At 64.9% G+C, this 17,610-nt stretch carries 22 protein-coding genes; 13 read left to right on the top strand and 9 right to left on the bottom strand.

Translation table 11 applies throughout. The annotated features are described in order from the left end of the window. The first annotated feature begins 33 nt into the window (after positions 1–33). From VGN72_01745 to VGN72_01720, 6 genes are all read left to right on the top strand, one after another. A complete protein-coding gene (locus VGN72_01745; GenBank protein HEV7298058.1) occupies positions 34–1,392 on the top strand; it encodes an AAA family ATPase in 1,359 nt (452 codons plus the stop codon). A gap of 27 nt (positions 1,393–1,419) precedes the next feature. Next, the gene (locus VGN72_01740) at positions 1,420–1,824 is read left to right on the top strand and encodes a hypothetical protein (GenBank protein HEV7298057.1); all 405 of its coding nucleotides are present in this window, start codon (positions 1,420–1,422) and stop codon (positions 1,822–1,824) included. A 38-nt stretch (positions 1,825–1,862) separates the two neighbouring features. Continuing rightward, a complete protein-coding gene (locus tag VGN72_01735; protein HEV7298056.1) occupies positions 1,863–2,120 on the top strand; it encodes a hypothetical protein in 258 nt (85 codons plus the stop codon). Further along, a complete protein-coding gene (locus VGN72_01730; GenBank protein HEV7298055.1) occupies positions 2,117–2,773 on the top strand; it encodes a hypothetical protein in 657 nt (218 codons plus the stop codon). The genes VGN72_01735 and VGN72_01730 overlap by 4 nt, the downstream gene beginning before the upstream one ends. 31 nt (positions 2,774–2,804) lie before the next feature. After that, entirely contained in the window at positions 2,805–4,121 is a 1,317-nt protein-coding gene (locus VGN72_01725) for a site-specific integrase (protein ID HEV7298054.1), read from the top strand. Positions 4,122–4,227: 106 nt separating this feature from the next. Further along, positions 4,228–4,638: a DUF1643 domain-containing protein gene (locus VGN72_01720; protein HEV7298053.1), complete on the top strand. Its 411-nt coding sequence runs from the start codon at positions 4,228–4,230 to the stop codon at positions 4,636–4,638. Between the two features lie 199 nt (positions 4,639–4,837). On the opposite strand, the gene VGN72_01715 is transcribed toward VGN72_01720, so the two are convergent. After that, positions 4,838–5,131 carry a hypothetical protein gene (locus tag VGN72_01715; GenBank protein HEV7298052.1) on the bottom strand — a complete coding sequence of 98 codons (294 nt, stop codon included), beginning with the start codon at positions 5,129–5,131 and terminating at the stop codon, positions 4,838–4,840. Between the two features lie 285 nt (positions 5,132–5,416). Here VGN72_01715 and VGN72_01710 point away from each other — a divergent pair, with 285 nt between their 5' ends. From VGN72_01710 to VGN72_01700, 3 genes are read left to right on the top strand one after another with little or no spacing between them, the layout of a single operon-like run. Continuing rightward, on the top strand, positions 5,417–5,596 hold the full coding sequence (locus VGN72_01710) for a DUF87 domain-containing protein (protein ID HEV7298051.1): 180 nt from the start codon (positions 5,417–5,419) through the stop codon (positions 5,594–5,596). Continuing rightward, on the top strand, positions 5,593–6,924 hold the full coding sequence (locus tag VGN72_01705; protein ID HEV7298050.1) for a hypothetical protein: 1,332 nt from the start codon (positions 5,593–5,595) through the stop codon (positions 6,922–6,924). The genes VGN72_01710 and VGN72_01705 overlap by 4 nt, the downstream gene beginning before the upstream one ends. Beyond that, on the top strand, positions 6,918–7,178 hold the full coding sequence (locus tag VGN72_01700; GenBank protein ID HEV7298049.1) for a hypothetical protein: 261 nt from the start codon (positions 6,918–6,920) through the stop codon (positions 7,176–7,178). Before VGN72_01705 ends, VGN72_01700 begins: the two co-directional genes overlap by 7 nt. Before the next feature lie 426 nt (positions 7,179–7,604). Here the strand turns inward: VGN72_01700 and VGN72_01695 are convergent, their stop codons facing one another. From VGN72_01695 to VGN72_01685, 3 genes are all read right to left on the bottom strand, one after another. Next, on the bottom strand, positions 7,605–8,054 hold the full coding sequence (locus VGN72_01695; protein ID HEV7298048.1) for a DUF6173 family protein: 450 nt from the start codon (positions 8,052–8,054) through the stop codon (positions 7,605–7,607). A gap of 63 nt (positions 8,055–8,117) precedes the next feature. After that, the gene (locus VGN72_01690) at positions 8,118–8,645 is read right to left on the bottom strand and encodes a hypothetical protein (protein ID HEV7298047.1); all 528 of its coding nucleotides are present in this window, start codon (positions 8,643–8,645) and stop codon (positions 8,118–8,120) included. A 10-nt stretch (positions 8,646–8,655) separates the two neighbouring features. Then, positions 8,656–9,783: a helix-turn-helix domain-containing protein gene (locus tag VGN72_01685; protein HEV7298046.1), complete on the bottom strand. Its 1,128-nt coding sequence runs from the start codon at positions 9,781–9,783 to the stop codon at positions 8,656–8,658. Positions 9,784–10,431: 648 nt separating this feature from the next. On the opposite strand from VGN72_01685, the gene VGN72_01680 reads away from it, so the two are divergent. Together VGN72_01680 and VGN72_01675 are read left to right on the top strand one after the other, a co-directional pair. Further along, entirely contained in the window at positions 10,432–11,067 is a 636-nt protein-coding gene (locus VGN72_01680; GenBank protein HEV7298045.1) for a hypothetical protein, read from the top strand. A gap of 201 nt (positions 11,068–11,268) precedes the next feature. After that, positions 11,269–11,649, top strand: a complete 381-nt coding sequence (locus VGN72_01675; protein ID HEV7298044.1) for a hypothetical protein — start codon at positions 11,269–11,271, stop codon at positions 11,647–11,649. Positions 11,650–11,903: 254 nt separating this feature from the next. Here the strand turns inward: VGN72_01675 and VGN72_01670 are convergent, their stop codons facing one another. Further along, positions 11,904–12,152, bottom strand: coding sequence for a hypothetical protein (locus VGN72_01670; GenBank protein ID HEV7298043.1), 249 nt, complete (start codon positions 12,150–12,152; stop codon positions 11,904–11,906). A 498-nt stretch (positions 12,153–12,650) separates the two neighbouring features. Here VGN72_01670 and VGN72_01665 point away from each other — a divergent pair, with 498 nt between their 5' ends. Then, entirely contained in the window at positions 12,651–12,926 is a 276-nt protein-coding gene (locus VGN72_01665) for a DUF3302 domain-containing protein (GenBank protein ID HEV7298042.1), read from the top strand. A gap of 401 nt (positions 12,927–13,327) precedes the next feature. Here the strand turns inward: VGN72_01665 and VGN72_01660 are convergent, their stop codons facing one another. Both VGN72_01660 and VGN72_01655 read right to left on the bottom strand, forming a co-directional pair. Continuing rightward, positions 13,328–14,227, bottom strand: coding sequence for a J domain-containing protein (locus VGN72_01660; GenBank protein HEV7298041.1), 900 nt, complete (start codon positions 14,225–14,227; stop codon positions 13,328–13,330). Between the two features lie 100 nt (positions 14,228–14,327). Beyond that, complete coding sequence (locus VGN72_01655; protein ID HEV7298040.1) at positions 14,328–15,002, bottom strand: hypothetical protein; 675 nt, start codon at positions 15,000–15,002, stop codon at positions 14,328–14,330. A gap of 871 nt (positions 15,003–15,873) precedes the next feature. Between VGN72_01655 and VGN72_01650 the strand changes: the two genes are divergently transcribed. Continuing rightward, positions 15,874–16,593: a PEP-CTERM sorting domain-containing protein gene (locus tag VGN72_01650; GenBank protein HEV7298039.1), complete on the top strand. Its 720-nt coding sequence runs from the start codon at positions 15,874–15,876 to the stop codon at positions 16,591–16,593. Positions 16,594–16,708: 115 nt separating this feature from the next. Here the strand turns inward: VGN72_01650 and VGN72_01645 are convergent, their stop codons facing one another. After that, complete coding sequence (locus VGN72_01645; protein ID HEV7298038.1) at positions 16,709–17,071, bottom strand: hypothetical protein; 363 nt, start codon at positions 17,069–17,071, stop codon at positions 16,709–16,711. A 248-nt stretch (positions 17,072–17,319) separates the two neighbouring features. Beyond that, the coding region (locus VGN72_01640) for a response regulator (GenBank protein HEV7298037.1) at positions 17,320–17,610 on the bottom strand (291 nt) is incomplete at its 5' end.

The following is a 17,610-nucleotide window of genomic DNA, read 5'->3' as shown; positions in this document are numbered from 1 at the left end:
GTCAAATTTCCCTCCGAGCAAGCGACATCGGCTATGTTAAGTTTTAAACTTGACATCCTCGTATATAATATTATTATGGGACGCATGGTTGCTCGTCCCGCCGTAAACAACGTTTCCAACTCCGGCATGCCGCTAGCCGACGCGGTGTCTAATGACCAGCGGTTGCGATGGTCATTCCCTCGGCTGGATAGGTGGGTTGGTATCTCCCTTCTTGTCGGACCGCCTGGTAGCCGCAAATCCGGCTTGGCGCTGCAATCCGCATTGGACCTGGGTGCCCGGGGCCGAAAATCCCTCGTCCTCCTCAGCGAAGAGCACGTCTCGCGGGTACGCGACCGTGCCGAACGCATGGTGTCGGGCGGCCCGAAGGCCGACGCGAAGGCCTCGCTTCGGAACCTCGCGCTGCTCGCGGCCCCCGATGATCCGGCCGATCTGCCGGCGTACGTCGCGCGGCACGTGATCGCCGCCGATGCCGCGCACACCGGCGTGGCGCTCGTCGTGCTCGACAGCATTCAAGGCACAACTGGCGCCGGCGGATCGGACGCGCGGGCCTGCCGGGCGGCCCTGGACGCCGCCCGGCTTTTGCAGTCGGCCGGCATTGCCACGTTGCTGGTCGGCCACGTCACCAAGCAGAACGCGATCCGCGGCCCGCGGACGCTCGAGCACGCGGTCGACGTCGTCCTGCACCTGGACCGCCGCGGGGGCCGGCGCACGCTGACCGTCCCGAAGAACCGTTTCGGCCCGGCAGTCCTTCGCCCAACCAATCTGATCGTCGATCCGGTCACGACCCGTTTGGTCGCCGCGCCCCACGCGACGTCGCAGATCGCGACGGCCAAGTCGTTTGTCCCGGGCGTCGGTCCCGTCGAACTTCAGGTGGCGGCCGCGTTGCCGGCGGTTGGTACCGCGGGCGGCGGCCGCATCCTCGCTTGCCGAGGCATCGCAGCGGCTGAGGTGCGGATGGCGGCGGAGATCCTCCGGCGGTTGCCGGGGTTCGATGCGATCGTGCCGGACCTCGACCTCACCGTCACCTGCCGCTGGCCCGACCAGCGCGGGGCACCGGCCGGCGCAGCGGCGCGATCGCTGCTCCAGTTGCCGCTGTGCCTGGCGATCGCCGGGGCGTGCCTGGGCCGCGCGGTCGATCCATCCATGGCGGCGGTGGGGGAGCTGGACCTGAGCGGCCACGTGCGCGGGTTCACGCCCGCGGTCCTCCGCTCGATGGGAACCGCCCTCCACACGGATGAGCTGAGCGAGCTGTTCCTGCTCGTCCCGGCCGCCTCGAAGAAGCAATTGCCGTCGAACTGCTCCTGCCCGATCTGGGGCGTCGGCACGCTGGCCGAGGCCATGGCGCGGTTATGGCCGGCCCTGGACCTGAACGCGCTGGCGTGGAACTGCTAAGGGCCGGGCCGGAGAGATGGAACGAAGATGAAAGGTGTTGCGATGACGGACGGGTTGATCACGGAGGCGACGATCGAGGCGGCGCGGGAACGGCTGGCGGGGACCGACCACGTCGCGGCGATGCGGGCGATGTTCCAGCGCGACGGCGACCTGGCGCTGGCCGTCGGCGCGTACGCCAACAACGCGCTGGGCGACCTGGAGGACCTGCCGCTGGAGGCGCACGACCGGGCCTACCGGGCGGTGTGGGACGCGGTGCTGCTGGCGCTGGAGTCCTACCGGCTCGCCCACTACCGCCTCTGGCGGGGCACGGAGCTTGGCGCGCTGCTCGCCCGGCTCGACCCGTCGCTTCTGAAGGACGAGGCGAGCGAGCCCGGCGATCGTCGTGAGGATGCGTCCGAGGACGGTGGGGCGCAGGGAACGTCGAACACTTGACGCGGAGACGGGGAAGATCTTTCGAGGTGGAGCTTGCCATGTTACCGAACCGATCCGTTCGTCCTGCCGCCCTTCGGGAGGCCGAGCAGCACGTAAAACGGCTGGGGACGCGTCGGGCGCTGCGGCAACTCGAGCGGACCGAGCCGGAGCTGGCGAGTTACCTAATGGAGCGGTCGACGGAACTGTACGTCGCGTTGGACGCCGCGTGCCCGTCGCACGCGACGGTGTTGATCCTGCACCGCGAGGCCGTCCTGATGACCCTCACGTGCATCGAGTCATTAAGGAGATCCATATGAGCAAGGTGATCAAGATAATCCAGCGTCGCCGGCGACCGGCCACGCGGCTGCCCGTTGAACAGGCGGCCGACCGCGAGGACCGGCTCCATCGCGGTGGGGATGACGACGACGCGGACCCGGGTGTCGCGGCCATCGTCGACGACGCGTTCCGGGTCGTCGACGAGGCGACGGCCTCCTGGGTCGTGCGGAAGATCGTCGAGTGCCGGGCCTACGCCGCCCGCGCCCGCGACTGGGCCGAGCGGGAGCTGCGGCGGGCCGAGCGGGACGAGCAGTGGCTCCTGCGGCGGTTCGGGGCGGAGCTGGAGGGCTGGCTCCGCGACGAACTGGGGCGGCGGGGCGGTCGCGCCCGGTCGGTCCCGTTGCCCGCCGGCACGGTCGGGCTGCGGCGGCAGCCGGGACGGCTGGAGGTGATCGACGAGCCGTCCTTGGTGGCTTGGTGCGAGCGACACCTGCGCGAGGCGTTGCGGGTGACGGTCGACGCCGAGGGGGACGTGGCCGCGGAGCTGGCGCGGTGGCAGCGGGCGCGGCAGGAGGACGCGCGGGTCCGCAAGCAGGTGATGCGCGAGGCGCTCAACCGCCACGTCGCCGAGCTGGGCGAGGTGCCGGACGGGGTGACGGTCTCGTCGGCCGAGGACCGCCTGTACGTGAAGTGAACGAGGCACCGAAGAGCAGGACAGAGGATACATGAGCACCTTGCACGGCCGTAAGGCGACGACAATGATCTCCACCACGACCGACGTCCCTCACGGGCGCGGCACGGACCGGCGCGGCTGGCCGCGAGTCGCCGATGCCAGTTCAGTGCAGGTGCGGAGCGGCGAAGCCCTTGGCCACGAGCGTCAGGTCGCGCTGCCCGCCTACCGCGTACACAAGGCGAAAGGGGTGGGGTACGTGCGTCTGGCCGGGCGAATGGTCTACCTTGGCCGGGCCGGCACCGACGCCAGCTACGAGAAGTACCGCCGGACGATCGCCCATTGGCTGGCGACGGGGGAGCCGCCGCAGGCGTCGAGCGACACGGCGAAGCCAGCACCGGATGTCGCTCAGGTGGCCGCCGCGTACCTGCGGTGGGCACGCACGTACTACCTCGATCCGGCGGGGCGGCCCAGCAGCGGGATCGGGCCGGCCGAGGCGGCTGCGAAGTGCCTCGTCGCGTTGTACGGTTCAACGCCGGCGGCTGCGTTCGGGCCGTTGGCCCTGCGGGCGCTGCAGGGGGCAATGGTGCGGGCAAACCTGTGCCGCAACGTGGTGAACCAGCGCGTGACGTGCGTCAAGCGGCTGTTCCGCTGGGCGGTGGCCCAGGAGATGGTGCCGGCGGAGGTGATCGCGGCGCTGGCGGCGGTCGAGCCGCTGCGCAGGGGGCGGTCGGGGGCGCGGGAGACGCCGCCGGTGCGGCCGGTGCCCCACGAGCACGTGGACGCGGTGCTGCCGTACCTGCCGCCGACGCTGGCGGCGATGGTGCAGGTGCAGCGGTTGACCGGCATGCGCTCCGGCGAGCTGTGTGTCATGCGGTCCTGCGACATCGACGTGAGCGGTGCGGTGTGGGTTTACCGGCCGGCGTCGCACAAGACCGCGTACCGGGGGCACGACCGGGCGGTGCTGCTGGGGCCACGCGTGCAGGAGATCCTGGGTGCGTTGCTTGATGGTGCGTGTCGTGAAGCCTACCTGTTCTCGCCGCAGCGGGCGATCGAGGAGCGGCGGCAGCTGCGAAGCCATAACCTCACCAGGACTATGTCGACCACGGAAGTGATTCGCAGGTACGGTCCGCGCAGCTACCACCGAGCGTTGCGGTACGCGATGCGGGCGGCGAACCGAGCCGGGGCGCTGCCGAAGGAGGCGTTCTGGCACCCGCACCAGTTGCGCCATCGGTACGCGACAGACCTGCGGCGGACGAAGGGCTTGGAAGCCGCGCGCCTATTGTTGGGGCACCGGACGCTCGCGCAGACGCTGGAGTACGCCCAAGCCGACGGAAACAAAAGCGCGGCGGTGGTGGCTGAACTAGGATAATGTCTGATCCGATGCTCATGCCCGACAGCAATCGACTGTCGACCTCACGATGTGCGGGCGGTACTGCTTTATGCTCAAGCTCAACCGAGTGTGAAACCCGAAGAAGCTGACGCCCTGCTGGATCATGCTCAACCCGTCGACAGCGGACGCCGAGGTTGACGACCCGCCGATCCGCCGCTGCATGGGGTTCTCGCCTTCGTGGGTCGCCGGCGGCATCTGCGTCGCCAATCTTTTCGCGCTGCGATCGACCGACCCAGCGATGCTCTACCAGTGCGCGGATCCCGTGGGGCCGAAGTACAACGAGACGATCGGCATCGCGACAGCAGGGCGGCGGGTCATCGTTGCCTGGGGCTATCACGGTGCACACCTGCAGCGTGATCGGGCGGTGCTGACGCTGCTGTCAGATCGAATGGTAGAAGCGCTGGCGGTGACGAAAGACGGCTACCCAAAGCACCCGCTGTACGTGGCTGGCTCGACCGTGCCGAGGACGGACGAACTAAGGATTAACGATGGCTGACCTGACGCCCGCAGAACTGCAGAGGATCCACTAGGCTGCCTTAGCTCGCGAGCCGGCGACGTGCCTGCTCCGAAAGGAAGCGTATCGACTGCTGGACAGGATCCGCACCGGTGAGGACCCGGCGACGGCACGTGACGCGTTCATACAGGCAACGGCGGTTCTTCCTACGAAAGAGCACTAAACTATGTTCGACACGCCCTCAAATCCCGTCGCCAAGCCAGTTCCGCACGTCGTGCGACACGGGTGGTATGTCCCCGGTCGCCAGCGTGCCGAGGGGGACGGAGAAGCCGTACTCACCCCCGCAGATCAACGACGCCGTCTGCACGGCGACCGCCGCACGCCAGGCGTCGTCGACCATCCGGTAGTACGTGTGCCGGCGGTCATGCCCACGAGACGCCAATGCCGAACGCAGGCGGCTCATGTAGGCGACCATCTCGCGCGTCCGCTGCCAGACGTGGTGGCACTGCTGGAGATCAAGGGGCGTGCGGTCCATGGGCGCACGGTAAGGAGCGGGATCGGCGGCGCCAACGACGGCCGGCGAAGTTGGTTCAGGACTGAACGGACGGGCGCGTTTGGCGTTCGATGAACAGGAGATCGACGTGGAAAAGCTCGTTCGGAGTGCGCATGAAAAACCGGCGGGTGTAGAAGGAGGGGGGGAACCTTCTACGGGGATCACCGCCGGCACTCGAACTATACGCCAGTAATCAGCAAAGCCAAACGAATGAGGGAAACACACTATGGCCAGCAGCGTGCTGCCGAAGAGAAAGGGACGGAGCAAATGAGCAACACGACCGCCGTGAAACTTTGCGTGCCCGAGAAGGTGCTCGATCAGCACCTGGTCGTGCTGGAAAAGACCGGCGCCGGCAAATCGTCGGCCCTGCGCCACATCGTCGAGCACCTGCTGGCGCGGGACAAGCGCGTCGTCACCATCGACCCGAAAGCGATTGGTGGGGTTTGAAGTCGTCGGGCGACGGTAGGGCGGCAGGCTTCCCCGTCATCATGTTCGGCGACTTCAAGGAGCCCAAGGCCCACGACGTGCCCATCAATCCGCAGTCGGGCAAGCACGTCGCCGGGCTGATCGCGACCGGCAACCGCCCGGCCGTCAACGGCTTCCGCGGCTGGTCGACGGCGAAGATGCAGCAGTTCTGGATCGACTTCGCCGAGATGCTCTTCGCGAAGAACGCGGGCGAGCTGTACGTCGTCGGTGACGAGTTCCACAACTTCGCGCCCAAGGGCAAGGTGCTGAGCCCCCAGGCCGGCGAGTCGCTGCACTGGTCGAACCGCCTGCTGAGCGAGGGCCGCGGGCTCGGACTCGTCTGCCTGATCGCGTCACAACGGCCGCAGAAGGTCCACAACGACACGCTGACGAGCTGCGAGACACTCGTCGCCATGCGGGTGATCCACGCGGCCGACCGTGGGGCGGTCAAGGATTGGATCGATGGGGCGGGCGACGCTGAGATGGGCAAGCAGGTGCTCGGCGCGCTGGCCGGACTGCCGCGCGGCGAGGCTTACGTGTGGTCGCCGGAAGTCAACTTCAGGCCGAAGCGCATCGCCTTCCCGATGTTCACGGCGTTCGATTGGTTCGCGCCGCCGCAGCTGCAGCGGAAGGTCAGCAACGCCGGATGGGCCGACGTCGACCTCGACGTGGTGAAGGAGAAGCTGGCCAGCGTGATCGAGCAGGCCAAGGCCAACGACCCGGTGCCGCTGCGTCGCGAACTGGCCGAGGCAAAGGCCGAGCTGACGAAGTTGCGCAACGCGCCGGCGCCCGTGGGGAAGGTCGAGACGAAGACGGTCGAGAAGCCGATCATCACCGACAAGCAAATTGAGCGGCTGGAGAAGTTGCTCACGCGATCCAATGAACGTCTAGCGACCGTCGGTGATAAGGCCCGTGATCTGGTGCCAAGCCTGCACGGGGCTCTGAAGCTGGAGCGGGATGAGATCCACAGCATTTTGACGGTCGCCCGAAACATCCGCTCGAGTGACGTCAGAACCGCCACGATTCAGCCGGTTGCCGCTGGGGTGGGTCGGGTGGCTCCACCTGCCCCAGCGCGGCCGCGCGTGGAAACGGTTTCCACCTCGCGACCCTCTCCCGGTACGTCGGGAGAGGGCGAGCGCCGGACCATCGACGCGCCGATGTCGAAGATTCTGGACTCGTACGCGTGGTGGCACTCGATCGGCGTCGCCAAGCCCAGCCGCGAGATGATCGCGCCGATCGCCGGCTATTCGAACATCCGCAGCAGTGGTTTCGCAATCCCCTGTACGCCTGCCAAGCCGCCGGCTTGGTGAAGGACGACGCGCTCACCGACGAGGGTGCGACGTGGGCCAACTGGCCGGAGAAATCGACGACGCTGAAGGGATATCACGAGGCGTTGGCGAAGGTCATGGACGGGCCGACGAAGAAGATCTTCGAGGAACTGCACAAGATCGGCGGGGCGACGACGCGTGATTCACTGGCAGCCGCGGCCGGGTACAGAACCCGCAATCGAGCGGGTTCCGAAACCCGCTATACCGGCTCAGCAGCATGGGGCTGGTCGAGCTGAAGAAAGAGGAAGTGACGCCGACGGCGTTGTTCTATGCAGTGGGGCTCGGGTAAGCAGGTCACAAGAGAATATTTCCTATGTAGTCCGGGCGGGACTTTGTCGACCAGCTGGGCATCACAGTGGCAGCCATGCGTTGCCGGCTCAAGCGGGCTCGCCAGCGGGCGACGCTCGGGGTGTCGCGTGATGGGATGCGGAAACGTTGCCGCCGCCACGGTGAGTATGTGCGACCATGAAGTGACCGCCGCTAAAGCGAAGGGGGCAGACCACGACGCAGGCATACGCCCTAGGCATGCAGCGTGCCGGCTGGACGCATCGGGAGGCGGCCGATTGGGTGGGGCTCACGCGGGGTGCGATGAAGATGCGGGCCTATCGAGCGCGTCGTGCGTCACGCTGAATTAGTGGTGAGGAGACGCAGCGACGTCTGACCTAGTCGCGCGGTTGCCCGTCGCGCTCATCTTCAGAGCTAAACCCGATCGGTTGCTTCGGCGCTTCGGGGTTCTTTCTGGGAAGCTTCATAAGCAAAATGCTGATCTGACTTACGTGCTGGATCAGCTCGACGGGCTCGCCGCCCTCGGTTTCGCCGCTGAACGATATTAACGACGGATTCCAGTAGCCGATGTCCTTCAGATGGAAGATGACAGATTGCCCAAAGCTGACAAGCTTCACGCCGACCTCGTGAGCATTGTCGAGGCTCTGGTCGAAGTCATTTATCCACTTGATCAATCGGGAGTGGAACTCGCTGGCGAGGTTGTAGTCCTTTGGCCCCCGCAGTAGATCCGCCGGGATTTCGACGGGATGTGGGAGTATCCCGCCGAAGTTGAGCTCCGGGAGCCGGAACGTTGGACCGCTAAACTTATCGTCATTCTCATCTGTCATCGTTCGTCCTTTGTCACGGAAGGCACCTTTGGTGCATTGACGCCGAGGAGCGGCCGGCACCTCCTATTCGTCATCGCCGTCATCACCCTCCATGCCCGGGTAATCCTCTGGCGCCTCCAGTTCGAGCAAGTCTTCCGTGTAGTCGAAGCTCATCTGGATATGAGCGCCGTGCGGGTTGTTCTCGTTGTAACTGTCGGTGTCGCGCTTGAGCTGAGCATTGTCCAACAGGATGCTCGTGCGTCGCTGCTGGAGCGAAACGCGCATATGGTCTGGAGAGGCGTTGCGCGCGTCTTCCCAGAAGACCATCTGCTTCGGCTTGCCATCCACCATCGTCATCTCGCGCCGCGCATGCTTGACGCGGACCCGACGCCCCTGCGGATCGGTCGTGTATTCCTCTCGGGCCGCCTTAGCGAGTTCGCTAGCGCACATGCGAATCGCGCTGCGCGTCGGCGGGTGCCAGCGACCTTCCCGAAGCGCCCAAGCTGCGACGTCATCCATCTCCCATTCGCGCACATCGGGATGACGCTTGAGGTAGTCGTTGAGGATGTCCTGCAGCTGCTCGCTGGCCGTGCGTTTGAAGTTCTGACGCATAACGTTTACCTTAATTCCCCGCCTGGGAGAGGTCGACAGAAATGGACTTGCCCCACCCGTCGGTCAGGGCAGTCGAGAGAACGATCGAGCGGACCTTCGTCAGCATCTCGCGATTGGAGGTCCACTTGACCTCGCCGCGGTGCTGCAGCTGCCCCACGATGATGCCAGGGTGAATCTTCATTCGGTGCGCGAACTGGTTGATGCGGACCTTCGAGTAAAGCGGCCCCACGCGCGTGATGAAGGATTGGAGCTTGTCCGCCGGCACGAGGATGCGCGACGCCTCGGCGTCCGCCAGCCGCTCGATGTCCGGTTTGGCCTCCGACGGGTAGGCGCTCTCGCCGACCAGGTCGACGTCGACCGACGCGTCGCCGTTCTTGATGTGCGCGAACTCGTGAAAGAGCGTGAACCAGAACGCGTCGATCCGATCGTGCCTCACCGACATGGCGATGACCGGCTCGTGGGACGAAAGCCAGAGGGCGGCGCCATCCATCTTGCTGGCGCTCAGCGGTTCGATCACAACGAAGCGTATGCCGAAGCCGGCGAGCACCGTTGGCGCCTGGCGTGCCTCGTCAGGGAACGCGGCCAGCTCGCGCAACCTCGCCTCGCACTGAGGCAGCAACTCGCGCTTGAATTTCTCCGCGTGGACCACCCGCGCCATCTGCTTTGCGCGAAAGCACCAAGCGCGCTGCGGTGGCGAGAGGTGTTCGGTCGGTTCAGACCGGCGGGTAGCGACGTTGATCTGCGGCTCGCTGTCGAGGTTGGTGACCCCGAAGAACCGACACAGTTCCTTCTCGAGGGCCGATGCGTCCTTGGCCGGTTGGATCCAGCCACGGCGCTCGAGCTCCTTGACGGGCGCGAGGTCGTAGAGGCGCACCCGACGGGCGACGGCCTCTGCGTTCGAGTCGTCCCGGCTGGTCAGCGAGAGCCGATATTCCGCCTCAAGCCGCATCCACTCGGACGCGGGGGTGCCGAAGGCACTTTCCAACGCGATAGCCGTTTCAGGCATCACCGCGCGCTTGCCGCCGATGATCTCGTTGATGGTGGGCAGCGGCCGGTTGAGGATGTGGGCCAGGTCGCCTTGGGTCCACCCTCGCCGGTCCAGTTCTTCTCTGATCTTTTCGCCAGGACTTACAGCCATTGGAAGGAATCATACCGCCTGCCTCTGCGGAGTCAATATAGGCTTATAGGTTATAAGCCTATATTTACTTCTCCGGTTTGGACGCTATGTTGACGTCGAAGAAACCGCGTGTGTTTAGTCGGTGCGCGATACCCTACCCTATAGATGGTGTCCGCAATTCGTGATTTGACATACGAATCGTCTTACACGTAACCTAAGCAATGCGTGTATTAGTCTACGCTTAACAACCTCCGGCTCGCAAAGGGAAGTGCGACGATGTCCGTTGATGGACCGAGTCCCCTACGACCGACTCTCATAGCCACCGCGGCGAGCCCGTCCTCTTCCGTTGCGCCAACTTCTGCCGTTCCGACGCAGCATGCGCGCGGTGTCGACGTTGTCGAATTGAGCCCTGCCCCGGACGACTCAGTTGACCGTATTCCAGCCGAACAGAACGTTTACACCAGCGAAAAGGTGCACCAGGCGACCGTCAATTTCATCGATTTTGTAAACGAAAAAGGGCGCAAAGCAGTGGAAACTAACGGTCGCGTCGATTACCGTTCCTCCCGCACTGGGGCATAATGCACTTGTCTTTTGGCCGTGGCGTTGTATTTAGACAAGGCCTACAATCGACTTTTGGTGCTTATGGGACATAGTCCAAGGAGTGGACTTATGACGCAAAAATATTTCACGCAGTTGGGACACGCGGGCGTTGGGCAAGGCGTCAATCGCACGCCGGCCAGCGCCGTGAAATACACCCACGATATCTTCTCGCGTGCTGCGGATGAGAAGCTCGACGTCTACATGCTGTGTGGTTCGTTGTGCGCGAAGCTACGTGACGACCTCTACAGCAAGGTGACGGGGCGGACGTTTGCCGATTCGCTCCGCGGCGTCTTGTCAAAGGGACGCAACGTCTCGATTTTCATTTGGGGAGATCCTGCGGATTGCAAGCACTCGCCTGAGTGCGATCGCCTCATCAAAGAAATGGACGCCTACCCGCGTCCCACTTGGGGGACGTTAGACGTTCGCTCCAGTGGCACGAATGAAGATGAGGAGAAGATCACTCACTTCATTATCGCCAAGAGCCGTGACGATGGGCGTTGGATTCTGCGTGTCGAGCAGCCGCATCCTCGCATGACTGTTGAGCAGTTCGAGAACGGCGAGTTCGAAGTGCCAGCTGCGATTTTCTTCGATACTGCCCAAGCGAAGGAGCATGGGCGCCCGCTGCTTACAGTCTTCAACGATCTGTTCGACGCCGCAGGGAAGGCTGATCAAAAAGACCACAATCGGCTAACGGCGAGCGTCTAAGTCGATCGAGTTCCGCGTTCCAAATCGGGCATAGCGTCGTATTAGATGACGCTATGCCCGAACTCTTTTCGGGGGCACGGCATTTCCAATCCGCCAGATAATCCTGCGGTTGAGACACCGCTCCTCGCGCCGGACACGCGCGATCCCCAAGAGGTCAGAAACGTTGCGCTCGAGGCGGTTACGGATACCGATACTGCGCGCATGCTCGCCATTGTCGAGCGTCGAGGCGGAGGCTTGGTTCGCACACGGAAATATTCCGCTGGTGGCGAAATGGAAGAAGAGGCAGTGACCATGAACGTACCCCGTCAAGATCGCAAATTCATCGAGCGATACACCCCGTACCTGATCGGCCTCTTCGCGATGATCCTCCTCGCCTCGCTCGTCATGATGGTCGCCGGCATTGTGTTGGTGGCGCTAGACGACGAAGGCCCATCGGAACTGACACTATTCGAGCAATCGATAAAGACGGGCAGTGTAGGGGTGGCCTGCGTCGTAGGTGGTGGAGTACTGCTAGTGACCTCGTTCCTTGCCCTGCTGAAGACGATCAATATGGCGATCGCTCAGCATAAAGACCCGCACTGACCTCGCGGCATTCTCGCGCAATGCGCGACTCCCGCGACCGCACAAGCAATGATTCCCGCTGTAGAATGGTCATCCCACCTGCCCCATGATCTCAATCGCTTTGCCAAGGTCGTTCCTTGGGCGGTCAGGTGCGACGGTCGGCGCTCGCGTTTGGCAGCGGCTTCGGCACCGTCTGCGCCAGCTCGCACGCGTACCGGTAATCGGCCTCCGCCGACAGCGGCGATGCAGCAAGCGATAACGCGGGTGCGCGGCGTTCACGAAGTTGCTTCCGGGTCCTGCTTTTTAGCGCCGCGCACGTTCATCGTCGCGAGTGCGAGTTGGAGCACTACGAGCGCCCACGCCGCCTGCGGCACCCCCCACGCCACCCAGAGCGCGTTGCTCAGCAGAAACAGGTAAAAACCGATGTGGCGCCGCCGTTTCTTCGTAGAGCCGGTCAGCCATGCTGCCGCCACGGTCACCACCATCGCGGGCCACTGGATGAGGTCGAGCAGGTCCATAGGCATAGTCAGTTGAGCAGGAGTTCGCCGATCGCTTTCTCCCGGTAGGCGAAGATGCGCAGCACCTGGAGGCCGAAGGTGGTTAGGGACACCCGTGGTTCGGCCAGCAACACCGCGTGCCTCGTTGTCGCAGCGGAACTAGGCACGCAGTGTCAGAATGCCTCAATCGCGCGTCCGGCGACGCCAGCACTCGGGGTGAACGCTGTCATCGGCAACGGCGCGGGCCGACGACTTACACAACAGCAGATTTATCAACGGATACCCCTAAAGCAGATTCCCCGGAGACGCCTCACCCTTTTAGCGAACACGAGCACAGTATCGCGAACAACTGACTGTAGCAAGTCCGACATCGATCAGTAGGCGGGCGGGCTGCGCCGGCTAGATGGCCGAGACCTGACACGGAGCCTTTTTAGGTTCGAGGTCGATCGACGCAACTTGAAACGGCGCATTAGCTAGACGACGCCGCACGTTAGAATAGCGGGATCCACTAACGGGGAGTCGGGCATGAATGAAGCCGGCAATGTCTTAATCCTCGTCCTGATGGTGGTCTTCGCCATTCTGATGGCAGCTATACCCGGATGGATTGCCCGCAGGCGAAATCACTCGGATGCCACCGCCATCACGGTCTGCGGCCGGGTGTCCACCGTGTTCTGGCCCCTCTGGCTCGTGGTCATCGTCTGGGCGTTCACCCAGAACAATCCAGCGAGTACCCACGTCGCTTCCGGGTTTCCGGTCCAGACGCGGTCGAAGGACGGGCGTCCCACCGTGCACACGGAATAGCCCGCGCCCATTAGACACTGCCCCCGTCCTTAAACTTGCCCAGCATTTCCTGACCGTGCAAACGCGTCGCCGTCGTACCACCAAGCCGGCCGACCGAGAAACGAAATTGGCCCGGCGCGGTGCAACCGGCCGGGCCTGCTGCGGCGTCACACACTTCGGGACGTCGCGGGGGCCAAGATGCGCGAGTGATTGTGAGACGGTCAACGCGAAATGTTGGCTGGAAGAACGGGCGCAGGCGAAGCACGGTAGGCTGATGAACGCCCGCGAGCCAGCACGACCAAGGAGGCGCAGACGAAAGCTGTCAGATTGCGCGGGCGTCGTGACCAGTGCACCACTCTTCAGCGGCGCGTGGAGCACCCTGCGAGGCCACGGCCGCTAAAAGTGCGCCGCCGCGATCGCCTCTACGACGACCTCAGACGCTCGAGTAGCTGCCGCAGTGTCCAAGTCGCCCACAACCATAGGTGTACCGCGACAATCATGACGCAAATCCCCCCGAGCAAAAGGACCAGCGCGACGCCCACGAGTTCCCGCGTCCGATCGAATCCCCACATAGCCAGGGAAGTGGCGATCAACGTAGTGACGACAGCGCCGACGGTCCACATCGCGTTGTACCCGTCGAACAGCCAATGCACCCAATCCCGCGCCGCCCACCACACTCTGGTCGCGCTGCCGTTCCGGACCTCAGGCGGCGGCGGTGGGGCGTCCTCAGGATCGGGAAACGAACGCAGTTCCTCCAGTTCCCGGATCAGCCGGTCGATCGCGTCCTGCTCGGCCTTGAACTTCGGGTTCACCGCACGCCGCGATGGCGCCGCATGGCGTTCGTCTCCTGGTGACGGTCGCGATGCTGCCGTGGCCTTCCTGTCGCTCGATCGCGTCGCGTAGGGGTCCCGCGGCATCGCGGAACGCCGGTCGCTCGGAGCATCGCGCCGCAGCCGTTCCCGCTCCAGTTCCTCCGTGTCGTACGATGCGGCCCGCTCATGGGCCTGCGCCGCGCGTCGTTTTTCTGCTGCTGCGGCCGCCGCCCGCGCCGCCTCTGCTGCCGCCCGCTGCCGTTGCTCGTCGAGCCGTTGCAACTGCCGGTCCAACTCTGCCCGCCGCGCAGGATCGCGCAGCAGGTCGTAGGCCTCCTGCACCTGCTGGAACCGCCGCTGGGCGACGGCGGCGTCCTGCCCTTGGTTGGCGTCCGGATGATGCGCCCGCACCATTCGGCGATGGGCGGCGCGGATCTCCTCGGGCTTCGCCGTACGGGCGACGCTCAGGACCGCGTAGGCATCGGGCAGCGACGAGGATGCCGTGGCCATGACCTCTCCTGCTGAGCCGTTCGTTCCAGAATGCGACCGACGCCGCCGTACGTGCTCATGCCTCAGCTCGGCGTTGATGCGAACCGTGCGAGACCGGTCGCTACTTTCCGTCCTTCAGGGCCTGCTCCATTTGCTGGATCGCGGTGCCGGCCGCGACGATCGACTGGGCCGCCGTGCGACTCGAGGCCTCGGTCTCCGCCACGTAATCGATCAGCTTCAGCGTCCACTTGTGGGTCTCCTCGCGGCTGGCCGTGGCCGCCGGGCCGTCGTGTCGGGGCGACTCGGCCCGAACCTCGGCTTCGATCTGGTCGATTCGCTGGAGCAGCTCCTCGGCCCCTTCCATTAACCGCATCGCGGTCTCGATGTAGGTCCAGCTCTGCCGCGCGCGGTCCGCGGCCGTCAGCGCCATGTCCGCTTGGCGGTGGCGGAGCTTCGCCTCGGGGTGCTGGCGGCGGAACGCGTCGGCGTCGACGCCGGCCCCTCCGTTGGTCGCCCGCATGCGCATCAGCTCTTCGACGATTGGCCCGATCGTCGCGCGGTACCGCTCGTACGACTGCTGCTCCAGCGAGACGGTCACGACCGGCGGGGCTGCGGGCGTGCTTGCGGCGGCCCGTTGCTCCTGACGGTCCTCGCAGCCGGCCACCGTCCCCAGTGCCGCGGTTAGTAACAGCGTCCCGAGCTGGCAGCAGTTTGGTCGGGCTGCTGCCCGGTCGTGGTGTCGGCGGTTCGGGCCGCCGGGCATCGGCGCAGTACCGCTGTGTTCCGTGGTCGACATCGATCTCATGGTTGTCCCCGTCGAGACGGTACCCCTGTCGCCCCGCAACACGCCGGCGGACGCTCGACACGGTTTCCGTGTCACGCATTGTGGCGATGACACCGTTTCCGTGTCAAGCGATCGGATCTTCGATGCGGCGGAGTGGGGGCCTGTACGGTACACGGTCGCAAGGGGGACGGACGATACGAAGGCCTCACGTCGGCACGACCAGATTTCTGGGCAGGTGTGCGACGGAGCGGGAGCGCCCCAGCGTGGAGTGGACCCGAACGACCCCCTTCGGGCGACAACCGTGGTCGCGCATAGCTGCCTCGTCCAAACACGGTCATGAGTTGGGTGTTAACTCACCGGTTGCAGGTTCGAGTCCTGCAGTGTGAGCTTCATAACTTCTTGTATGGCAAGGCGTTATATAGTTTACCGCGAACCCTGTTACTTCCAGTTAACAGGGTTCGCTCGTTTTCGGGCTGAAATTGCGGGTTTTGGGATTGGGTGCTCTCGGCCGGGAAGGGGAGAGAGCAGGGCACTGGCGCCAGGTCCAACCGTCCCGGCCTCCTCTGGCCCGGAACTCTCGGACTCTCCGCTCTATTTCCGCTTGCCAGTTAACAACCGTGTCGGGATCGGCACCCTCCGGCTGACGCTCTTCGTAATCCGCGTGTTGTTCCAACTCCCAACCCGGCCACGCGGCCGACGAACGGATCGCGGGCCACGTTTCCCTCCATCGCGCCACCATTTGCCTACTCCGCCAACTGCGAACCCGCTCGCGACGGTGCCACCGGCACACCGCGCTTGCTTGTCGGAGTTGTCGGTGTACCTTCTATCGGCAGCCGGCCGCGCGGGGCGGGTCGGGGTGCGATCGATCACCAAGAGGTTCCAGATGAAGCAGTGCGTGCAGACGGTGATGATTGCGGCGGCGCTGTGTGGTCCCACGGCGGCAACCGCGGTCGCGGACGTCATCCTCGCGCCGCCCACCGTGCTCAAATCGCAGGCCGCCAGCGTGAGGAGCGAGAAGTATCCCACGGGTTCGCTCGCAGCGTCGCCCTACGTTGAGACGAACACCGCCACTTCCAACGGCGCGACCAGCACCACCACCTACGACCTGACCCAGACCGACCTGAAGTTCACGTTCGACCATGCCCGGGACGGCACGCAATACAACTTTGCCGACTCCTACAGCATCGTCACATTTCAGGTCACGACAGACTCCACATACACGGCGAGCGGCCAGTACGTGGCGGACGATGCGACCAGCGCCGGCCGCACGCGCTTCGACGGCCACCTGCTCGACAAGACGACCAACACGTACTTGTATCGGGCCCAGCAGGAAAGCCTCAACACCGTCGATCAAACGTTCGTGTTTGGTGGGACCGCAGGCGATAACGTCAACCTCTCTAGCGGCAGCCTCAGCGGTGCGCTGGTGGCGGGCCGCACGTACGAGCTGTTCCATCAGGCGTTCACATTCGCGTCGCCCGACGCGGACGGCGGCTCGACTGCCAGAGGTCAGTTCGACTTCGCAATCGTCGCCGTCCCTGAGCCGGCGGGCCTGTCGCTGCTGGCCCTTGGCGGCGTTGCGCTGCTGCGCCGACGCAGGGCGTAAGGCAGGGGGCGCGTTGGTGGGGGCACGTAACGGTCGACGTTCGCCGGCCCCACGCCACGCCCGTCATCGTACCGCCTCGACCGGGAAGGGGGCAGGGAATCGCGCCACCAGCGGGCTACGCAGCGGGCCGAGTGGTCGGGACTTCAAGCCGGGATGGACGCGACTGGACGTCGTGAAACGTGCCGTCGTGGTTGAATCGGAACGTCAGATCCAGCCACGTCGGTTCTGCCCCATCTCGCATCTGCCGTTGTCCTTGCACGATGGCGCGTCTTTCATTCGATCCGCTTTGCTGCATGCCGACATAGCCACGCGAGTCGTGCGGGTTCCAAACGATGACGCGAAAGCCATGGAATTCCAACCATCGCCGCGCGTCCTCAGGTGCCGTTGACGCCGATGCCGATGCCAACGCGATATCGGCGGCCTGCGCCGCCTCACGCACGATTGCGCGTCGGTCGAAAAAACGGTACGCCTCGGACACGGTCCCCGCCACCACGGCGAGGACGACTAGGCCAAAGACGACGCGTCGGCCTGTGGTTGTCATAGGGTGTGCCCCCGCCGCATAACGGACCGACGTTCAGCGGCCGGCCGGGCGCCGAGCCGCGACGCGGTCAAAAGGACCGTTCTGCCCGGCCGGTCCGTCGCAGTGCGGCTATACCGCCAGCCGCGTCGCCGGTGCTGCAGCGGTCTTTTGCACGGCGGGGCGTCCGAGGTTTGCAGGAGGTCCGCTTATGCTCGGCCCGCGAGGCTGGCGACCATCGTAATCAACTCGGCCGGTTCGACCGGCTTCGGCACGTGCATCTGGAAGCCTGCGCGGATCGCCCGCATCCGATCCTCCGCGCGGGCGTAGGCGGTCAACGCCAGCGCGGGCGTTTTACCGCCGCGATCCTCGGCGAGCGCCCGCACTTGCTTCATGAACTCGTAGCCGTCTCGCGTCGGGAGGCCGATGTCGCTCACCACCACGTCCGGCCGCTCGGCCTGAAGTACCTCCATCCCCTCGGCTGCGGTCGCGGCGGTAAA

This window comes from Tepidisphaeraceae bacterium, assembly GCA_035998445.1.
Classification (GTDB): Bacteria; Planctomycetota; Phycisphaerae; order Tepidisphaerales; family Tepidisphaeraceae; genus DASYHQ01.
The sequence above is the reverse complement of the archived record's forward strand: the minus strand, read 5'-3'. Positions and strand labels throughout refer to the sequence as shown.